This is a genomic window from Cobetia sp. PDI-12MA, assembly GCF_059507695.1.
Window position 1 is genome coordinate 1,773,847 of sequence record NZ_CM183351.1, and the last position, 15,447, is coordinate 1,789,293.

At 62.8% G+C, this 15,447-nt stretch carries 12 protein-coding genes; 4 read left to right on the plus strand and 8 right to left on the minus strand.

All coding sequences use genetic code 11. The features are described 5' to 3' along the window. Positions 1-166: 166 nt before the first annotated feature. From AC5WNI_RS07695 to gloB, 7 genes are all read right to left on the minus strand, one after another. Positions 167-1,477, minus strand: coding sequence for an imelysin family protein (locus tag AC5WNI_RS07695; protein WP_495929036.1), 1,311 nt, complete (start codon positions 1,475-1,477; stop codon positions 167-169). Between the two features lie 303 nt (positions 1,478-1,780). Further along, positions 1,781-3,418 carry an ABC transporter ATP-binding protein gene (locus AC5WNI_RS07700; protein WP_495929038.1) on the minus strand — a complete coding sequence of 546 codons (1,638 nt, stop codon included), beginning with the start codon at positions 3,416-3,418 and terminating at the stop codon, positions 1,781-1,783. Then, positions 3,415-4,497: an ABC transporter permease gene (locus tag AC5WNI_RS07705; RefSeq protein ID WP_342357181.1), complete on the minus strand. Its 1,083-nt coding sequence runs from the start codon at positions 4,495-4,497 to the stop codon at positions 3,415-3,417. The genes AC5WNI_RS07700 and AC5WNI_RS07705 overlap by 4 nt, the downstream gene beginning before the upstream one ends. Positions 4,498-4,570: 73 nt before the next feature. Further along, a complete protein-coding gene (locus tag AC5WNI_RS07710; RefSeq protein ID WP_084589313.1) occupies positions 4,571-5,659 on the minus strand; it encodes a microcin C ABC transporter permease YejB in 1,089 nt (362 codons plus the stop codon). Positions 5,660-5,831: 172 nt separating this feature from the next. Then, positions 5,832-7,832, minus strand: coding sequence for an extracellular solute-binding protein (locus AC5WNI_RS07715; protein WP_495929040.1), 2,001 nt, complete (start codon positions 7,830-7,832; stop codon positions 5,832-5,834). A gap of 371 nt (positions 7,833-8,203) precedes the next feature. Further along, a complete protein-coding gene (locus AC5WNI_RS07720; RefSeq protein ID WP_225348027.1) occupies positions 8,204-9,610 on the minus strand; it encodes a LysM peptidoglycan-binding domain-containing protein in 1,407 nt (468 codons plus the stop codon). A 208-nt stretch (positions 9,611-9,818) separates the two neighbouring features. Further along, positions 9,819-10,607, minus strand: coding sequence for a hydroxyacylglutathione hydrolase (gloB, locus tag AC5WNI_RS07725; protein WP_279838371.1), 789 nt, complete (start codon positions 10,605-10,607; stop codon positions 9,819-9,821). 748 nt (positions 10,608-11,355) lie between these two features. On the opposite strand from gloB, the gene AC5WNI_RS07730 reads away from it, so the two are divergent. The 4 genes from AC5WNI_RS07730 to nudC all read left to right on the plus strand — a co-directional run bounded on the left by AC5WNI_RS07730 (position 11,356) and on the right by nudC (position 14,714). Beyond that, positions 11,356-12,222, plus strand: coding sequence for a class I SAM-dependent methyltransferase (locus tag AC5WNI_RS07730; protein WP_495929042.1), 867 nt, complete (start codon positions 11,356-11,358; stop codon positions 12,220-12,222). Positions 12,223-12,563: 341 nt separating this feature from the next. Continuing rightward, positions 12,564-12,998: a ribonuclease HI gene (gene rnhA, locus AC5WNI_RS07735; protein ID WP_054556047.1), complete on the plus strand. Its 435-nt coding sequence runs from the start codon at positions 12,564-12,566 to the stop codon at positions 12,996-12,998. 151 nt (positions 12,999-13,149) lie between these two features. Then, positions 13,150-13,941 (plus strand): DNA polymerase III subunit epsilon, encoded by a 792-nt coding sequence (dnaQ, locus tag AC5WNI_RS07740; RefSeq protein WP_495929043.1) that lies wholly within the window; start codon positions 13,150-13,152, stop codon positions 13,939-13,941. Further along, on the plus strand, positions 13,941-14,714 hold the full coding sequence (gene nudC / locus AC5WNI_RS07745) for an NAD(+) diphosphatase (protein ID WP_107334885.1): 774 nt from the start codon (positions 13,941-13,943) through the stop codon (positions 14,712-14,714). The genes dnaQ and nudC overlap by 1 nt, the downstream gene beginning before the upstream one ends. 124 nt (positions 14,715-14,838) lie before the next feature. Here nudC and AC5WNI_RS07750 read toward each other — a convergent pair whose 3' ends face one another. Then, positions 14,839-15,156 carry an SCP2 sterol-binding domain-containing protein gene (locus tag AC5WNI_RS07750; RefSeq protein ID WP_043332726.1) on the minus strand — a complete coding sequence of 106 codons (318 nt, stop codon included), beginning with the start codon at positions 15,154-15,156 and terminating at the stop codon, positions 14,839-14,841. Between the last annotated feature and the right edge of the window lie 291 nt (positions 15,157-15,447).

The following is a 15,447-nucleotide window of genomic DNA, read 5'->3' on the forward strand; positions in this document are numbered from 1 at the left end:
AAGAGTCGCCTCTAAGGACTCTATCGGCAGACGCGCATGAAAAGCTGGCGCAAGAACCATCAACGCCCGAACCTGTCGTGAGAGAGGTTCGGGCGAGGATATCAGCGCGACGCGAGGCAGCTTGGGGTCTTCAGCCAACTCACGCTTGGCAATGTGGAGCAGTTGATCAGAATTCGTGATCTGCCGTGTCGGCTTCCAGGCCATCGATACCGACGGTGTCGGCAATTTCTTCGATCAGACGGGTCTGGGCGACCAGATCCTGAATGCTGGCATTGATGATCTCGGCGCCTTCGGCATTGCCCGGGGCGATCATCTGGTCAAACTTCATGCCGCCGTCGGCTTCTGCCGTGTCGACCATCACCTGCAGCTGGCCCATGGTAGTGTCCAGTGCCTCGTGCATCTTCTCGGCCAGTTCCGGGTCATTCTGGGCGACGAGTGCATGCAGTGACGGGCCTTCGAAGGTGCGACCGTCCAGGGCCACGTACTTGCCTTCGTAGACGTTCTGGATGCCCTTGGCATTGTAGAAGTGCGAGTAGTGGGTGTTGTCGGAGAAGCAGTCGTGCTCGTCTTCATAGGAGTTGGCTTCCAGCGCGACCTTCATGCGCTCACCGGCCAGCTCACCCAGTGACAGGGAGCCCATGCCGAACAGCATCTTCTCGAGGCTTTCCCCGGCCGGCAATGAAGTCAGTTCCGCGCGGTAGTTGTCCTTCTCGCCCTGTGCCCACTGGCCGACCATGTATTCCAGGTCGCTGATCAGCAGGTCGTTGGCGGCCAGCAGGTAGGCGCCACGACGGTCACAGTTGTCGGCGGTACAGGCATCGCCCTTGGCGAAGTCGGACGCCGGGCGCTCGCCGGCACCGGCCTCAAAGCCGTGCATGTCCTGGCCCCAGAGCAGGAATTCGATGGAATGGTAGCCGCTGGCCACGTTGGCCTCGAAACCGCCCAGCTCGTTGAGGGACGCCAGCAGCTCCGGTGTGATCTCGGTGGTGTCGATCTTGTCGGCACCGATCTGCACGCTGTCGCTGGCGATGATATTGGCGCTGGCACCCGGGTTGCCCAGCTCTGCCTGATAGCCGTCGCCTTCGACGTAATCGATCAGCCCTTCATCCAGCGGCCAGGCGTTGAGCTGACCTTCCCAGTCATCGACGATGGCATTGCCGAAGCGGAACACTTCACTCTGCTGATACGCCACGCGCGCCTGCTTCCAAGCGGCACGTGCCGCGGCCAGCGTCTCTTCGGACGGCGACTCGATCAGAGCGGCATTGGCGGCGCGCAGAGCATTGGCACTGGCCAAGGCATCGCTGTAGGTGGCATGCGCGACGTTGGCGTACTGGGCGACGACAGCGTCGGCCGTCAGCGCCTTGTCATGCGCCTCGTCATGATGCTCTGCCAAAGCGGCACTGGTGAACATGGAGGCTGACAATGCGATGGCAGCTGCCAGCGGCTTGCGTGAGGCAAAACGGAAAGAGGCAGTCATGTGAATCCCTTGATCGGTCTGTTGTTATGCAGTGCGCGCAGAACGGCAGTGCGTGGGGTCGCTCGAGAGAGGGAAGTCATTACACGGTCTCTCGATGGTCGGACCGCATCTCACGGAATCATATTGAGAACCTTTATTATTTGCAATCGACAAAACGTGAGTCTTGCAACGCAGGGGTGCACCGACTGCAATGCGGCAATGCTAAGCTCATCAACTCTGGCTACCCGAGCAGGTCGATCGTCATGCACGGGCGGGTCAGGTCAGCCAAGCCAATTGGCTCTGGTCAGGCCATGACAGAGCGTGTCAGGCCAGGCCCGCCGCCGCGATCAAGGCACGCGTATAGTCCTCGCGGGGATTGCCGAGCACTTCTGACGTCGTACCCGTTTCCACCAGGCGTCCTTCACGCAACACCATCACCCGATGGGATAGCGCGCGTACCACCGCTAGGTCATGACTGATGAACAGATAGCTCAGGCCTCGGCGTGTCTGGAGTTCACGCAGCAGAGCAATCAGCTGTTTCTGCACGCTGCGGTCCAGTGCCGAGGTGGGCTCATCGAGCACCAGCAGTCTGGGTTCGAGGATCAGGGCGCGTGCCAGGGCAATACGCTGACGTTGGCCGCCGGAGAACTCGTGGGGATAGCGATCGGCACATGCCGAGGGCAGTTCGACTTCCTCCAGCACCTGGGCCACACGCAGGCTAACCTCGTCGTCGCTGAGCGTTGGATGATGAAAGCGCAGACCTTCACTGATGATGTCCGCCACCGGCATGCGCGGCGACAGTGAGCCGTAGGGGTCCTGGAAGACGATCTGCATCTGACGGCGACGCAGGCGCAGCGTGTTGCGATCCAGCGTATCGATGCGTTCGTTCTCGAGGTGGATCTCGCCCTTGGCGGCCTGCAGTTTCAAGAGTGCCAGGGCGAGTGTCGTCTTGCCGGACCCCGATTCCCCGACCACGCCGAGCGTCTCGCCGCGCGCCAGTGTCAGATCCAGCGGATGAACGGCGACGAAGTCAGCGGGGCGCTTCTGGAATAGCTTCTTGCTGCGCGCGAAGCGCACCTCCAGCTTGCACGCGGCGAGAACCGGTGTCGCGGCGTCCTCGGCACTCAAGTCGCTGGCGAGGCCTTCGGGTTCGGCGGCCAGCAGCTCGCGGGTGTAATCGGACTGTGGCGCATCGAATACCTCGTCGACGCGCCCTTGCTCGATGCATTCCCCGTCGCGCATCACGATCACGCGGTCGGCATGCCGGCGCACCAGATTGAGGTCATGGCTGATCAGGACCATCGCCATGCCCTGGTCGCGACGCAGGCGATCCAGCAGCTGCAGTATCTCCTGCTGCACGGTGACATCCAGCGCCGTGGTCGGCTCATCGGCGATCAACAGCGGTGGCTGATTGGCCATCGCCATGGCGATCATCACGCGCTGGCGTTGCCCGCCGGAGAGCTGGTGTGGCCAGGCGTCAATCAACTCCTCGGGACGTGGCAACTGCACCTGGCAGAGCAGTTCCAGTACGCGCTGGCGGGCGGCATTGCCGCGCAGCCCCTGCTGGAGGCGCAGGCTTTCACTGATCTGTTCGCCGACACGCGTCAGCGGGTTGAGCGAGGTCATCGGCTCCTGGAACACGAAGCCGATCTGTCCGCCGCGCACCCGCTGCCACTGGCATGGCGTCAGGGCGGCCAGATCCAGCGTCTTGCCGTCCGGCCGCGTGAATTCGCGCTGTCCGGTGACATGGGCATGCCCCGGCAGCAGGCCGAGACTCGCCAACAGGCTGACGGACTTGCCCGACCCGGACTCGCCGACGATGGCCAGGCATTCCCCCCGTCGGACCTCAAGGGAGAGATGCCTGACCACGGGTGTCTGGCCGAAGCGGATACAGAGGTCGTCGAGTCTCAGCACGCTGGCAGCGGCGCCGGTGTTGTCCGCAGGTGAAGTGGGATGACTCATGCGTTCTGCTCCCGGGCACTGATATGACGTGGGTCGAAGGCATCGCGTAGCCCTTCGCCGATGAAGACCAACAGCGTCAGCATGATGCCGAGGCTCAGGAAGGCGGTCATGCCCAGCCACGGTGCCTGCAGGTTGTTCTTGCCCTGAGCGACCAGCTCGCCCAGCGAGGGGGAGCCGGCCGGAAGTCCGAAACCGAGGAAATCCAGCGCGGTCAGGGTGGTGATGGCGCCGGTGAACAGGAAGGGGATGAAGGTCAGGGTGGCGACCATCGCGTTGGGCAGCACATGACGCCACATGATCAGCCGCGACGGCAGGCCCATGGCCCGAGCGGCGCGCACGTATTCCAGATTGCGCGCGCGCAGGAATTCGGCGCGCACGATATCGACGATGCCCAGCCACGAGAACAGCAACATGATGCCGGTCAGCCACCACAGGTTCGGCTCGACGATGCTCGCGAGAATGATCAGTAAGAACAGCACCGGCAGGCCGGACCACACCTCGATCAGACGCTGGCCGATCAGATCGACCTTGCCGCCGAAGTAGCCCTGCACGCCACCGATCACCACCCCCAGTACCAGCGAGCCCGCCGTCAGTACCAGCGCGAAGATCACCGACAGCCGGAAGCCATAGATGACGCGCGCCAGCACGTCACGTCCCTGATCATCGGTGCCCAGCCAATGCCGGCCATTGGGAGCCGACGGCGCCGGAGAGCCCAGATTCAGATCCAGGGTGTCGTAGGAGTAGGGAATCAAGGTGTTGAGCATGAAGCCCTGCGCCTCGATGGCCTCGATCACATAGGGGTCGCGATAGTCGGTGGCGGTGGGCAGGAAGCCGCCGAAGGTGGTCTCCGGATACTCGTGCAGCATCGGCAGGTAGGTCTCGCCCTGATACTCGACCAGCAGCGGGCGGTCATTGGCGATCAGCTCGGCCCCCAGCGAGAGCACGAACAGCACGCCGAAGATCAGCAGCGACCACCAGGCGCGACGGTTGTCACGAAAGGCCGCCATGCGCCGTCGGGTGATGGGTGACAGGCGTGAGGTGCGCGGGCGTTGCTTCGCTTGCTGGCTTTCGTCGCTCACGTCATGAGCGGGTGTCTCGTGACGCTTTGTTTCGTGAACCGACGTTTCGTGAACCGTTGTCTCGTGGCGCATGTCAGGCCTCCCGTGTCGCGAAGTCGATGCGCGGGTCGATCCACACATACATCAGATCAGAGACCAGCTTCAGGATCAGACCGATCAGGGTATAGAGATACAGGGTGCCGAAGATCAGCGGGTAATCGCGCTGCAGGACAGCCTCGAAGCCGAGCAGTCCCAGCCCGTCGAGGGAGAAGATCACCTCGATCAGCAGCGAGCCGGTGAAGAATATACCGACCAGCGCCGCGGGCAACCCGGCGATGATGATCAGCATCGCGTTGCGGAAGACGTGCCCATAGAGGATGCGGTTCTCGCTGGCCCCCTTGGCGCGTGCCGTCAGGACGTATTGCTTGTGGATCTCGTCCAGGAAGCTGTTCTTGGTCAGCATCGTCAGGGTCGCGAAGCTGCCGATGGCGGAGGCCAACACGGGCAGGGCGATGTGATGGAAGTAATCCAGAATCTTGCCGGCGGTGGACAGCTGCTCGAAGTCCGGCGAGGTCAGCCCCCTGAGGGGGAACCAGTCCAGATAGCTGCCGCCGGCGAATACCACGATCAACAGGATCGCGAACAGGAAGCCCGGAATGGCGTAGCCGACGATGACGACGCCGGAGGTCCAGATGTCGAAGCGCGAGCCATGCACCAGTGCCTTGCGAATGCCCAGCGGGATCGAGACCAGATAGACCAGCAGCGTGGTCCATAGCCCCAGCGAGATGGAGACCGGCAGCCGCTCCAGCATCAGGTCGATCACCGGGCGATCACGGAAGAAGCTGTCGCCGAAATCGAACTGCGCGTAGTCGACGACCATGTCGGTGAAGCGCTCCCAGACCGGCTTGTCGAAGCCGAACTGCTGCTCCAGCTCCTCGATCAAGGCCGGGTCGACCCCTGAGGCGCCGCGATAGGTCGAGGAGCCCCCGCCACCGCTGGTGACGCCATCACCGCCGCCACTGTTGAGACGGGTGCTGGCACCGGCACTCATGCCGTCCAGACGTGACATCAGTTGTTCGATCGGGCCTCCGGGGGCGGCCTGAACGATCAGAAAATTCAGCAACAGGATTCCGAGCAGCGTCGGAATCATCAACAGAATCCGGCGCAGAATATAGGCACCCAATGGCAATCTCCCTGCGTGCCCCTCATCGCCGGCATCTGATGTGCGGTGCAAGGGACATCGGTTATTGGTGTCGTGAACGCATCAGCAAGGCGTCAGTCCCGCCAGGCGTCTATGCCTGGCATATGCGCCGAGCGTGTTCTTCAGGCTTGTTGACCAGACTTATTCGCTTGGCTCATTCACCCGGCTCCAGCGAGGCATCCTTGTCGGGCTCGATCCACCAGCTGTCCAGGCTCAGCTGATATTCCGGGAAGGGCTGCGGATAGCCGAACTTGTTCCAGAGCGCGATGCGCGTCGCCGCCAGGTGCCACTGGGGCACGACATGGAAGCCCCAGCGCAGTACGCGGTCGAGAGCCCGTGTCGCGCTGAGCAGGTCTTCGCGGGTCTGCGCCTGAATCAGGGCATCGGTGAGCGCGTCCACCACCGGGCTTTCCAGCCCGATCAGATTGCGGGAGCCGGCCACGTCGGCATAGTCGCTGGTCCAGTATTCACGCTGCTCGCTGCCGGGACTGTTGGACTGCGGATAACTGCCGACCACCACGTCGAAGTCGAAGCTGCGACGGCGGTTGATGTACTGATTGACGTCGACGGTGCGAATCCGCGCCTTGATGCCGATGCGCGCCAGATTGCGAATCCACGGCTGGATGATGCGCTCGAACTGGGTGTCGTAGTTGAGCACCTCAAGCGTCAGCGGCTTGCCGCTGCTGCGGCTGACCAGCTTGCCCTTGACCACTTCATACCCCGCTTCGCGCAGCAGCCCCAACGCCTTGCGCAGGCGAGGGCGCAATTCCTGTGGCTCATCGATCGGCAGGGGCTTGTCGAAGACCGCGCTGGGCAGCTCATCCTTGAAGGGCTCAAGCAGCGCGAGTTCCTTGCCGGTGGGCATGCCATCCGCGGCCATGTCCGAATTCTCGAAATAGCTGTGGGTCTGCTGGTAGGCACCGTAGAAGAGGTTGCGGTTGATCCAGTCGAAGTCGAAGACCAGCGCCAGTGCCTCACGGACCCTCGGGTCCTGGAAGCGCTCACGGCGCTCGTTGAGCACGAAGCCCTGCATGCCCGCCGGGTTGCTGTCCGGGACTTCCAGCTTCTTCAGGCGCCCCTCGTGCAGCGCGGGAATGTCGTAGGCGGTCGCCCAGTTCTTGGCGCTGCTTTCGACATGCAGATCAATGCTGCCGGCCTTGAAGGCTTCCAGCGACACGGTCTGGTCCCGGTAGTAGTCGTAGACCAGCGTCTGGATGTTGTGGCGGCCCTTGTTGACCGGCAGGTCCTTGCCCCAGTAATCGTCGACACGCTCATAGCGAACCTGGCGGCCGGCGTCCAGAGACGCCATGCGATAGGGGCCGGAACCCAGCGGGAGTTCCAGGGTGGCGCGCGTGAAGTCGCGGCTCTTCCAGTAGTGCTCCGGCAACACCGGCAGCTGGCCGATGATCAGCGGCAATTCGCGCGCGGCGCCTGGCGCCATCTCGAAGCGCACGGTGTCGGCATCGATCACGCTGACGCCGGTGACATCGTGGTAATAGCTCTTGAAGAACGGCAGGCCTTCATCCTTGAGCAGGCGATAGGTGAAGACGACATCTTCGGCAGTCACCGCCACGCCATCGTGAAAGCGCGCCCGAGGGTCGATATCGAATTCGATGGCGCTGCGGTCCTCGGCCAGGCGGACGCCACTGGCCAGCAATCCGTATTCGGTGAAGGGCTCATCGGCGGAGGGGATCATCAGGGTGTCGTAGATCAGTCCCCCGAAGTAGTTGAGTCCCGCCACCGAATTGCCCTTGAGGATGAAGGGATTGGTGGAGTCGAAACTGCCGATGGCGGCGCGCGTCATGCGCCCGCCGACCGGCGCCTCTGGATTGACGTACGGGAAGTGCGTGAAGCCGGGCTTGTGGGCGGGCTCGCCGTAGATGGCCAGGCCATGCACGGTCGGGACGTCCAGCGGTGTCTGCACGTTCGAGGTGGGGATACTGGTTGCCTGCGCGCTGGTTGCCTGCGTGCCTGACGCCGTCTCGGCGCTGGGGCGTGAATCGGCAGATTGCTCGCTATTCGCATTGGGCCCGGCTGCATTGGGCTCAGCCGCGTTGGCCGTGGCAGTGAACGAGCCGCTCACCATCAGCGCCCCCAGGCATAGCGCACGTAGCGCGGCCCAGCGACAGTGGGTGAGTGAAGAAACACGCTGCATCGAAGACTTCCTTGACTGAATGACCCGGGCCTCGCGGCCGTGATGAAATGACCGGCATCTGGGCAGCGGCTGGTTTGCGCCTGACTCGCCATCAACTCCGCTGGCTTGGGTGGCCTCAGCGGCTGACTGCACAGCTGTCGACCGTGAGCTGCGATGAGCTGATGGAGAACTGCAGAAGCGGTGCAGAAGGTCTACGCCACGCGCCGGGCTGCGGCCGGTCTCCTTGCATCGACCCCGCCAAGAGTAACGAAGTTCCCTGTCAGCGGCCATGCTGCGGCGTTTGAATCGCAAACGCCCCCACCATCGCAGATGGCAGGGGCGTTGAGGAATCGCCTATCAAGCGTCGTGCAACGACGCGTGAATCGACTGACTCAGTTGGCGCTGTAAAGGGTCAGCATCTGACCGGGGCGCAGGTAGTCCGCAGATGACAGCTTGTTCCAGCGCGCGAGCTGGCGAGTGCTGACATTGTGACGTGCGGCGATCAATGACAGGGAATCGCCACTCTTCACGCGCACCTTCTTCTCACCGTTGGCCGAGGCCAGCTGGGTGGCCACCGAGGCGCCGCGGTCCGGCACCATCAGTGCCTGGCCGATGCGGATGGTGTTGCCCGAGAGGCGGTTCTTCTGCTTCAGCTCGGAGAGCGTCAGGCCATTGCGGCGCGCGATGACGGACAGGGTGTCGCCGCGCTTGACGCGATAGCTGGCCCAGCTCTGGCGCGCTTTTTCAGGCAGCGTGGCCAGCTGGCTGAGGAAGGTGTCGCGGGCGGTGGCGGGAATCACCAGTGAGCTGTCACCCGGCGTGGTGGCCCAGCGCTTGTAGGCCGGGTTCAGGGCGCGCAGCTCATCTTCACTGATGCCGGCCAGCTTGGCGGCGGTGGACAGGTCCAGTTGTCCGCCCGTCTCGACGGCCGCGATTTCCGGCCTGTCGTCAATCTTTGGCAACGACAGCCCATATTCCTCAGGGTCGCGAATCACCGCGGCCAGTGCCAGAAGCTTCGGCACGTATTCCATGGTCTCGTTGGGCAGCTTGATGTTCCAGTAATCCTCATCGCCACCGGCGCGGCGGCGTGCACGATTCACGGTGCCGGCACCGGCATTGTAGGCGGCCAGCGCCAGCTCCCAGTCGCCGTCATACCAGCGCTCGCCCTGGGTTTCCAGGTAATCCAGCGCGGCGTCCGTGGACAGCAACACGTCCTTGCGACCGTCATACCAGCGGTTGCGTGTCAGCCCCATGGCGTCACCGGTGCGCGGCATGAACTGCCACATGCCGGTCGCACCGCCCGGATGCGCGGCATCCGGATCGTAGGCGCTCTCGATGAAGGGCAGCAGTGCCAGCTCTGCCGGCAGGCCGCGTGCTTCGGTGCGCAGTGTCACGTAGCGAATCCAGGGGCGGGCCTGTTCCGCGATACGCTCCACGTGGTGGGGGTGCTCCTGATACCAGCTGATCCATTTGCGCACGCGTGGGCGACCGGTGTCCTGCTGCAGCTGATAGCCGGCGCGCAGGCGCTCCCAGACGTCGTCGTAGTGCGCGGGAATGGCGTCGACGGCCTCCATGAAGTTCAGCGGGGCGCGCTGATATTCACTGGTGGGCGAGACCCCGGACACCATCGCTGAATTGGCGCTGGCGGTCAGCGGCATCAGGCACAGGGTGGCACCCAGAGAGGCGAGGCGAATCAGGTGACGCAGTCGAGCCGGACGGAAGGGGGCCTGGGTCGGAGTGACACGACACGGCGTGTCGGCGGCCATCTGGCCGTCGGTACGGAGGTCTTGCTGATGCATTGACGAAATACTCTCTGGCGAGCCGCGGCTGGATGGGGCAGCAGCGGCTCGGCTGGCCGGTCATGCCGGCACGAATCAGTGACTGCGGGGGCTGATCGAGATCAGGAATGTTCTCGACCCGCTGTCACGCGAAATGCCATTCACGCCGCGCTCCAACCGCTCACCTGGGGGGCGTCGGAACGGGGGCAATGGCACGCGGGCAGCAGGGCTAGAAGTTGTCCTTCCACTGACGCAGTGCCGTGAAGGCCGCCAGTGGAGAATCTTCCTGACCCGAGGGTGCCGAGAGGCGTCCTTCCTGTTCGAGGTGGCGTTGCAGCGCCACCTCATCACTGCGCAGGAACGGATTGATCTGCTTTTCTCGACCGATGAGGGTGGGCAGCGTGGGGCGGCCCAGTGAACGCAGCTGTTCACATTCTGCGTTGAGGGTGTCTCGCGCCGGGTTGTTCGGCTCGGCGGCACTGGCGAAGGCCAGGTTGGCCAGCGTGTACTCGTGTGCCGGGAAGACGAGCGTCTCTTCCGGCAGGGCGGCGAGGCGCGACAAGGAGTGATGCATCTGCTCCGGCGTGCCCTCAAACAGGCGACCGCAACCGCCACTGAACAGGGTGTCGCCGCAGAACAGCAGTCCCGGCATGCCGGAGCTGACAAAGGCGATGTGATCCAGCGTATGGCCCGGCACTTCCATCACCTCGAAGAGACGGCCCTGCAGGCGGAAGCTGTCGCCATCGCCGACACGCTCGTCGATACCGTGGATGGCCGGATTGTGCGGGCCAACCACGCGAGGCTGATAGCGTTCGATCAGCTCCGGCAGGCCGCCGGTGTGATCCTGGTGGTGATGGGTGATGAGGATGGTGTCGAGGGTCAGACCTCTGGACTCCAGGGTCTCCATCACCGGGCGTGCATCACCGGGGTCGACGACCGCCACGCGGGGGTTGTCGTCGCTCTGTATCAACCAGATGTAGTTGTCCTGAAAGGCCGCTATGGGCGTTACGCTCATCATGGTGGTCAGGTGCTCTTGATGTCTTGCAGTCGTCGATCGAGGCAATGACAGGCCAGTGACGCTAAAAGGGGCTTCATACGTCCTCGCCGAGGAATCGGCCAGGCTGAAGCAGATGAACATGGCATGTCATCGTCGCCTGCAATGCTGATGGGCAGGCGGTTCCATCGACTCCTTACTGAGAGTTAGTTGTCGAAAGCGGCATAAGATCATGCTCAGAGACGGCTCAGGACGGTCGTGCTCCTGGCCGCTCCCCTGGCCGCATATGTGGGCGGGAGGGGCATTCCGTATGCTCTATGATCGACAACGCATATTTATGGGTCATTCGCAGGATGTTGGGCAACACCTTGCTTCACTCTATCCTGAGTGTCGGGCCGGGCGTGTCGAGACGCTCGGTGCCCGCAGTCCTGTTCAAGACTCGCTTGTCGGCATTTCGTTCCCGGTCAGACTCGCCGTGTGCGATCAGGCGCCGAGTGGCTGACGCAGAGCCCAACAAGAAGAGTCCAGCAGGAAAAGTCACGACTGGCCGCCGGTGCCAAAGTCCATGAGCGCCATCAATCGCAAGGCCAATAGCCAGCACGGTGATGCCCAGTGGATTGATTCGTGGCGGGAATCTGAATTTTCCGGATAACAAGCCTGACGAGCCAGCAGGTAAGTGTCAAACCTCTTATGGTGTGAGAATGTAGACAAGTGTCAAAGCCTGTCTATGCCGTGGGGAGTGTCTCCCCGCCTGAAGCCCGGGAGATGCAAGATGTGGAAAGGCCCCTTTGGTGTGAATGACTCCGGTGCGGACAAGGCCAGCGCGTCCCTGACCGCCGAGGAGCGCCAGCGCCAGCATGCGCGCCAATTGAGTGCCCATGTGCGCGCCATGCGTGCCTTTTTCGAGGGCCCGGATGGGCAGGACATCCTGACGGCGGAGCGCGAGATGCTGTCGCCGCTGTTCGAGCGCTGCTTCGGTTTCCACAGCCTGAACCTGGGCCCGGGCGGCAATGACCTCCTGTCACTCTCCGCCATTCGCCATGCCATCCAATGGAGTTCCGAGGCGGCGCTTGCCGAGTCGCCATCCACCTTGATCTGCCCGCTGACGCAGCTGGCTTTGCCGGACGAGAGCATGGATCTGGTGATGCTCCACCATCTGTTGGAGGTCGCGCCGGAGCCGCACCGACTGCTGCGTGAGGCGGCCCGTGTGTTGCGCTCCAGTGGCTGTCTGGTCATCGTCGCCTGGCAGCCGTTATCTGGCGAGGGGCTGCTGCGTCTGGACCCGCGCCGCCGGCACATCACTCCCTGGGAGGGTAGCTGGCGCACACCGGCAGCCCTGAGGGACTGGCTGGCCTTCGTGGATTTCGAGATCGAGCGTATCGACTATGCCGGCTTCCATCTGCCGGGGTTACGCCTGCGACACGGTTGGCTTGAACGCATGGGGCGCCGCTACAACCTGCCGCTGGGAAGCCTGATGTTGATACGGGCGCGGCGCAATGTCGGGTACGTGCAACCCTTGAATGCCAAGCGACCGCGAGTCGCCATTCCCGGTGTCTCCATCGGCCAGGCCACGCGGGTGCATTCCCGGGAGGGGCATGTGAAGCGTGAGTCGCGCAGAGATCTGTCCGAGCGTGGCTAGCTCGAGGGCTCCCTTTTCTTCAAGGCTTCAGTCTGGCGGAAGCTGTAAAAAAACACAGGGACTTTGGCCATGCTGCATGCGAGTGGGTAGAATGGCGCTCATTGTGGCGAGGCCTGCTGTTGCCGCGGGAGGGCTACCGGAGAGTGATTGTCAGGGGCCGGTTTCCAAGCCCCGCCTCTGCGGGCCAGGCTTGCCCCTGTCGTGACAGCCAGCGCCGTCGCACTTGCCCGTCTTCGTTTCCTTTGTCGAGAGTGCCGTTTGTGAGCCAGAGTGCATCCACGCCCGAATCCCAGAATCCCTCCGCTGCTGCGACGTCCGAATCCAAGGCGGCGCCGACTCGCGTGGTCATCCACACCGATGGTGCCTGTCGTGGCAACCCGGGGCCGGGTGGCTGGGGCGCGATTCTGGTCAGTGGCAAGCATCGCAAGGAACTCAATGGCAGCGAGGCCCAGACGACCAACAATCGGATGGAGATGATGGCGGCGGTCGAGGCGCTCACGGCGCTCACCAAGCGCTGTCAGGTGGTGCTGTGGACCGACTCCGAATACGTCAAGAACGGCATCACCAAGTGGGTGCATGGCTGGGTCAAGCGCGGGTGGAAGACGGCAGCCAAGCAGCCGGTCAAGAATGAAGATCTGTGGAAGGCACTGCTGGCCCAGAGTGAGCGTCATGATATCGAGTGGCGCTGGGTCAAGGGTCATAGCGGCGATGAGGGCAACGAGCGCGCCGATGCGCTGGCCAACGAGGCCATCGACGAGATGCAGCGCCGCCGCTGAGCGCCTCGGCTGGCAGACACGCCGAGCGCGGTGGCCAGCCGTGTTTGAGCACGGACATGCAGGATCCGATATTGAGGCACCCTGATGCGCGGCCCGAAGGTGAGGGCAGATGCCGATCAGGGAGCTGTCACTGTTTACCAAGAGGTCTGAGATGCGTCAGATTATTCTCGATACCGAAACGACAGGTATCGATCCGAAGGAAGGCCATCGCCTGATCGAGATCGGCGCGGTGGAGATGATCAACCGCCGCCTGACCGGACGCACCTACCATCAGTACGTCAATCCTGAGCGCTTGATCGATGCAGAGGCGATCGGGGTACACGGCATCACCGATGAGCGAGTCGCCAACGAGCCGGTCTTCGCCGAGATTGCCGATGCCTTCTGGGACTTCATCAAGGGTGCCCAGCTGGTCATCCACAATGCGCCCTTCGATGTGGGCTTCATCGATCACGAATTCGGGCTGATCAATCCCGGGCGAGCCAACCCGTTGGGGCCGGTCGCCGATCACTGCGCCATTCTCGATACCCTGAAGCTGGCCCGAGAGAAGCACCCCGGACAGCGCAACAATCTGGATGCGCTGTGCAAGCGCTACGATATCGACAACGGGCATCGCGTGCTGCACGGCGCCTTGCTGGATGCCGAGATTCTCGGCGACGTCTATCTGGCGATGACCGGTGGCCAGACGGCGCTGGGCCTGGACGTGATAGAGGAAGGCGATGGCGAGGAGGGCGGTATCGTCGGGGTTCGTCGCCTGCGTGCCGATCGCCCACGTCTGGTCACGCCCGGGCTTTCCGAGTTGGAACTTGAGCGTCACTCGGCCTGGTGTGAAGAGATTCGCGGCAAGGCGGATGAGTGCCTGTTCGATCGCCTCTCGATCGATGCCTTGGGCAGTCTTGATAGCGCCAGTCTGGACAGCCGAGGCAACCGCGGAGACGACGCCTGATGTTGATTCGTGATCTCTCGCGTGTGACCCAGCGCCATGGTTATCTGATCCGCGTGGGGCGTGATGGCGTAGCACCTGCGCCGGATGGCGGCATCATCCAGCCCATCGCGGACTGGCCCAGCGGCGCCGTGGCCCTCGGGGAATGGCAGGGCGCGCCGATTGCGGTGTTCGGTGAGAATGGCAGTGCCGATTGGCCCGCCGCGCGTCAGTGGCTGCATACGCTGCCCCGCGATCAGTTTCCGCTGCTTTCCAGTGCGTTGCAGGTGCTCAAATGGCTGCGAGACCATCGATTCTGTGGCCGTTGTGGCAAGCGGATGAAGCGTCTGGAGCATGAATTCGCCATGCACTGCACCGGTTGTCAGCATCGCAGCTACCCGCGTATCTCGCCGTGCATCATCACGCTGATCACCCGGGGCCGCGAGATGTTGCTGGCACGCAGTCCGCGCTTCGGGCCGGGCATGTATTCTACCCTGGCGGGCTTCATCGAAGCCGGTGAAAGTGCCGAGGAAGCCGTGCGGCGTGAGGTGCACGAGGAAGTCGGTGTCGAGGTCGGGCGAGTCAGCTATTTCCAGAGCCAGTCGTGGCCGTTCCCGCACTCGTTCATGCTGGGCTACTACGCGGAATATGCCGGTGGCGACATCACCATCGATGGTGTCGAGATCGAGGATGCCCAGTGGTTCACGCCGGAAGACTTGCCGGGGCTGCCACCGAAGTTCTCGATCTCGCATGCCTTGATCGACAACTTCCTGCGCTCGGTCGCGACGGGCCGCTGAGATTGTGAGCCTCTCCCCAAAGAAAACGCCCCGACCATTGGCCGGGGCGTTTTCTTTGGCTGGTGCATCAAGCGAACCTTTCCATCGGGCTTGTTCGCAACGATGCACCTGCTCAAGCAGACGCTTACTTGTTCGGGAACAGAGACGTCAGCTTGGTGGCCAGCATGATGTTGCCGGTGGCTTTCAGGCGGCCTGTCATGAAGGCCTGCATGCCGTCGACTTCGCCCTTCATCACGCCCTTGAGGGTGTCGCTGTCGGTGCTCAGGGTCACGGACGGGTCATCGTGCTCACCTTCGCCGACGTCCAGAGTGCCGTCCTTGACGACCATGTAGTAGTCATCGCTGTCGGTGATGTTGAATTGAAAGACCTCATCCATGCCCTTGGCGGCTTCGGGGTTGAAACGGCTCTTGAGCATGTCGATGACGGCGTTGGCGTCGGCCATGGTGATATTCCTTGTCAGTGCTAGCGGTGGAGAAAGGCCAATGATCACGGGGAAAGATGACGTACATGGCGAGGAGTGGGGTGTCGTTCATCACCTTGCTCACCATGAAGTGATCACGCTGCTGACCTTCAAGACTGACATCAGACTATTTCAAACGAGCGTTCCAATCAAGTCGTGTGATCGATCTGGCGTGTTCCGCGCTTCAGCGCTCAGCTCTGAACCCTTTAGAGATAGCGTGCAGAGATAATGTGCAGAAGTAACGTACAGGGATAACGTACAGATCGCGTCCAG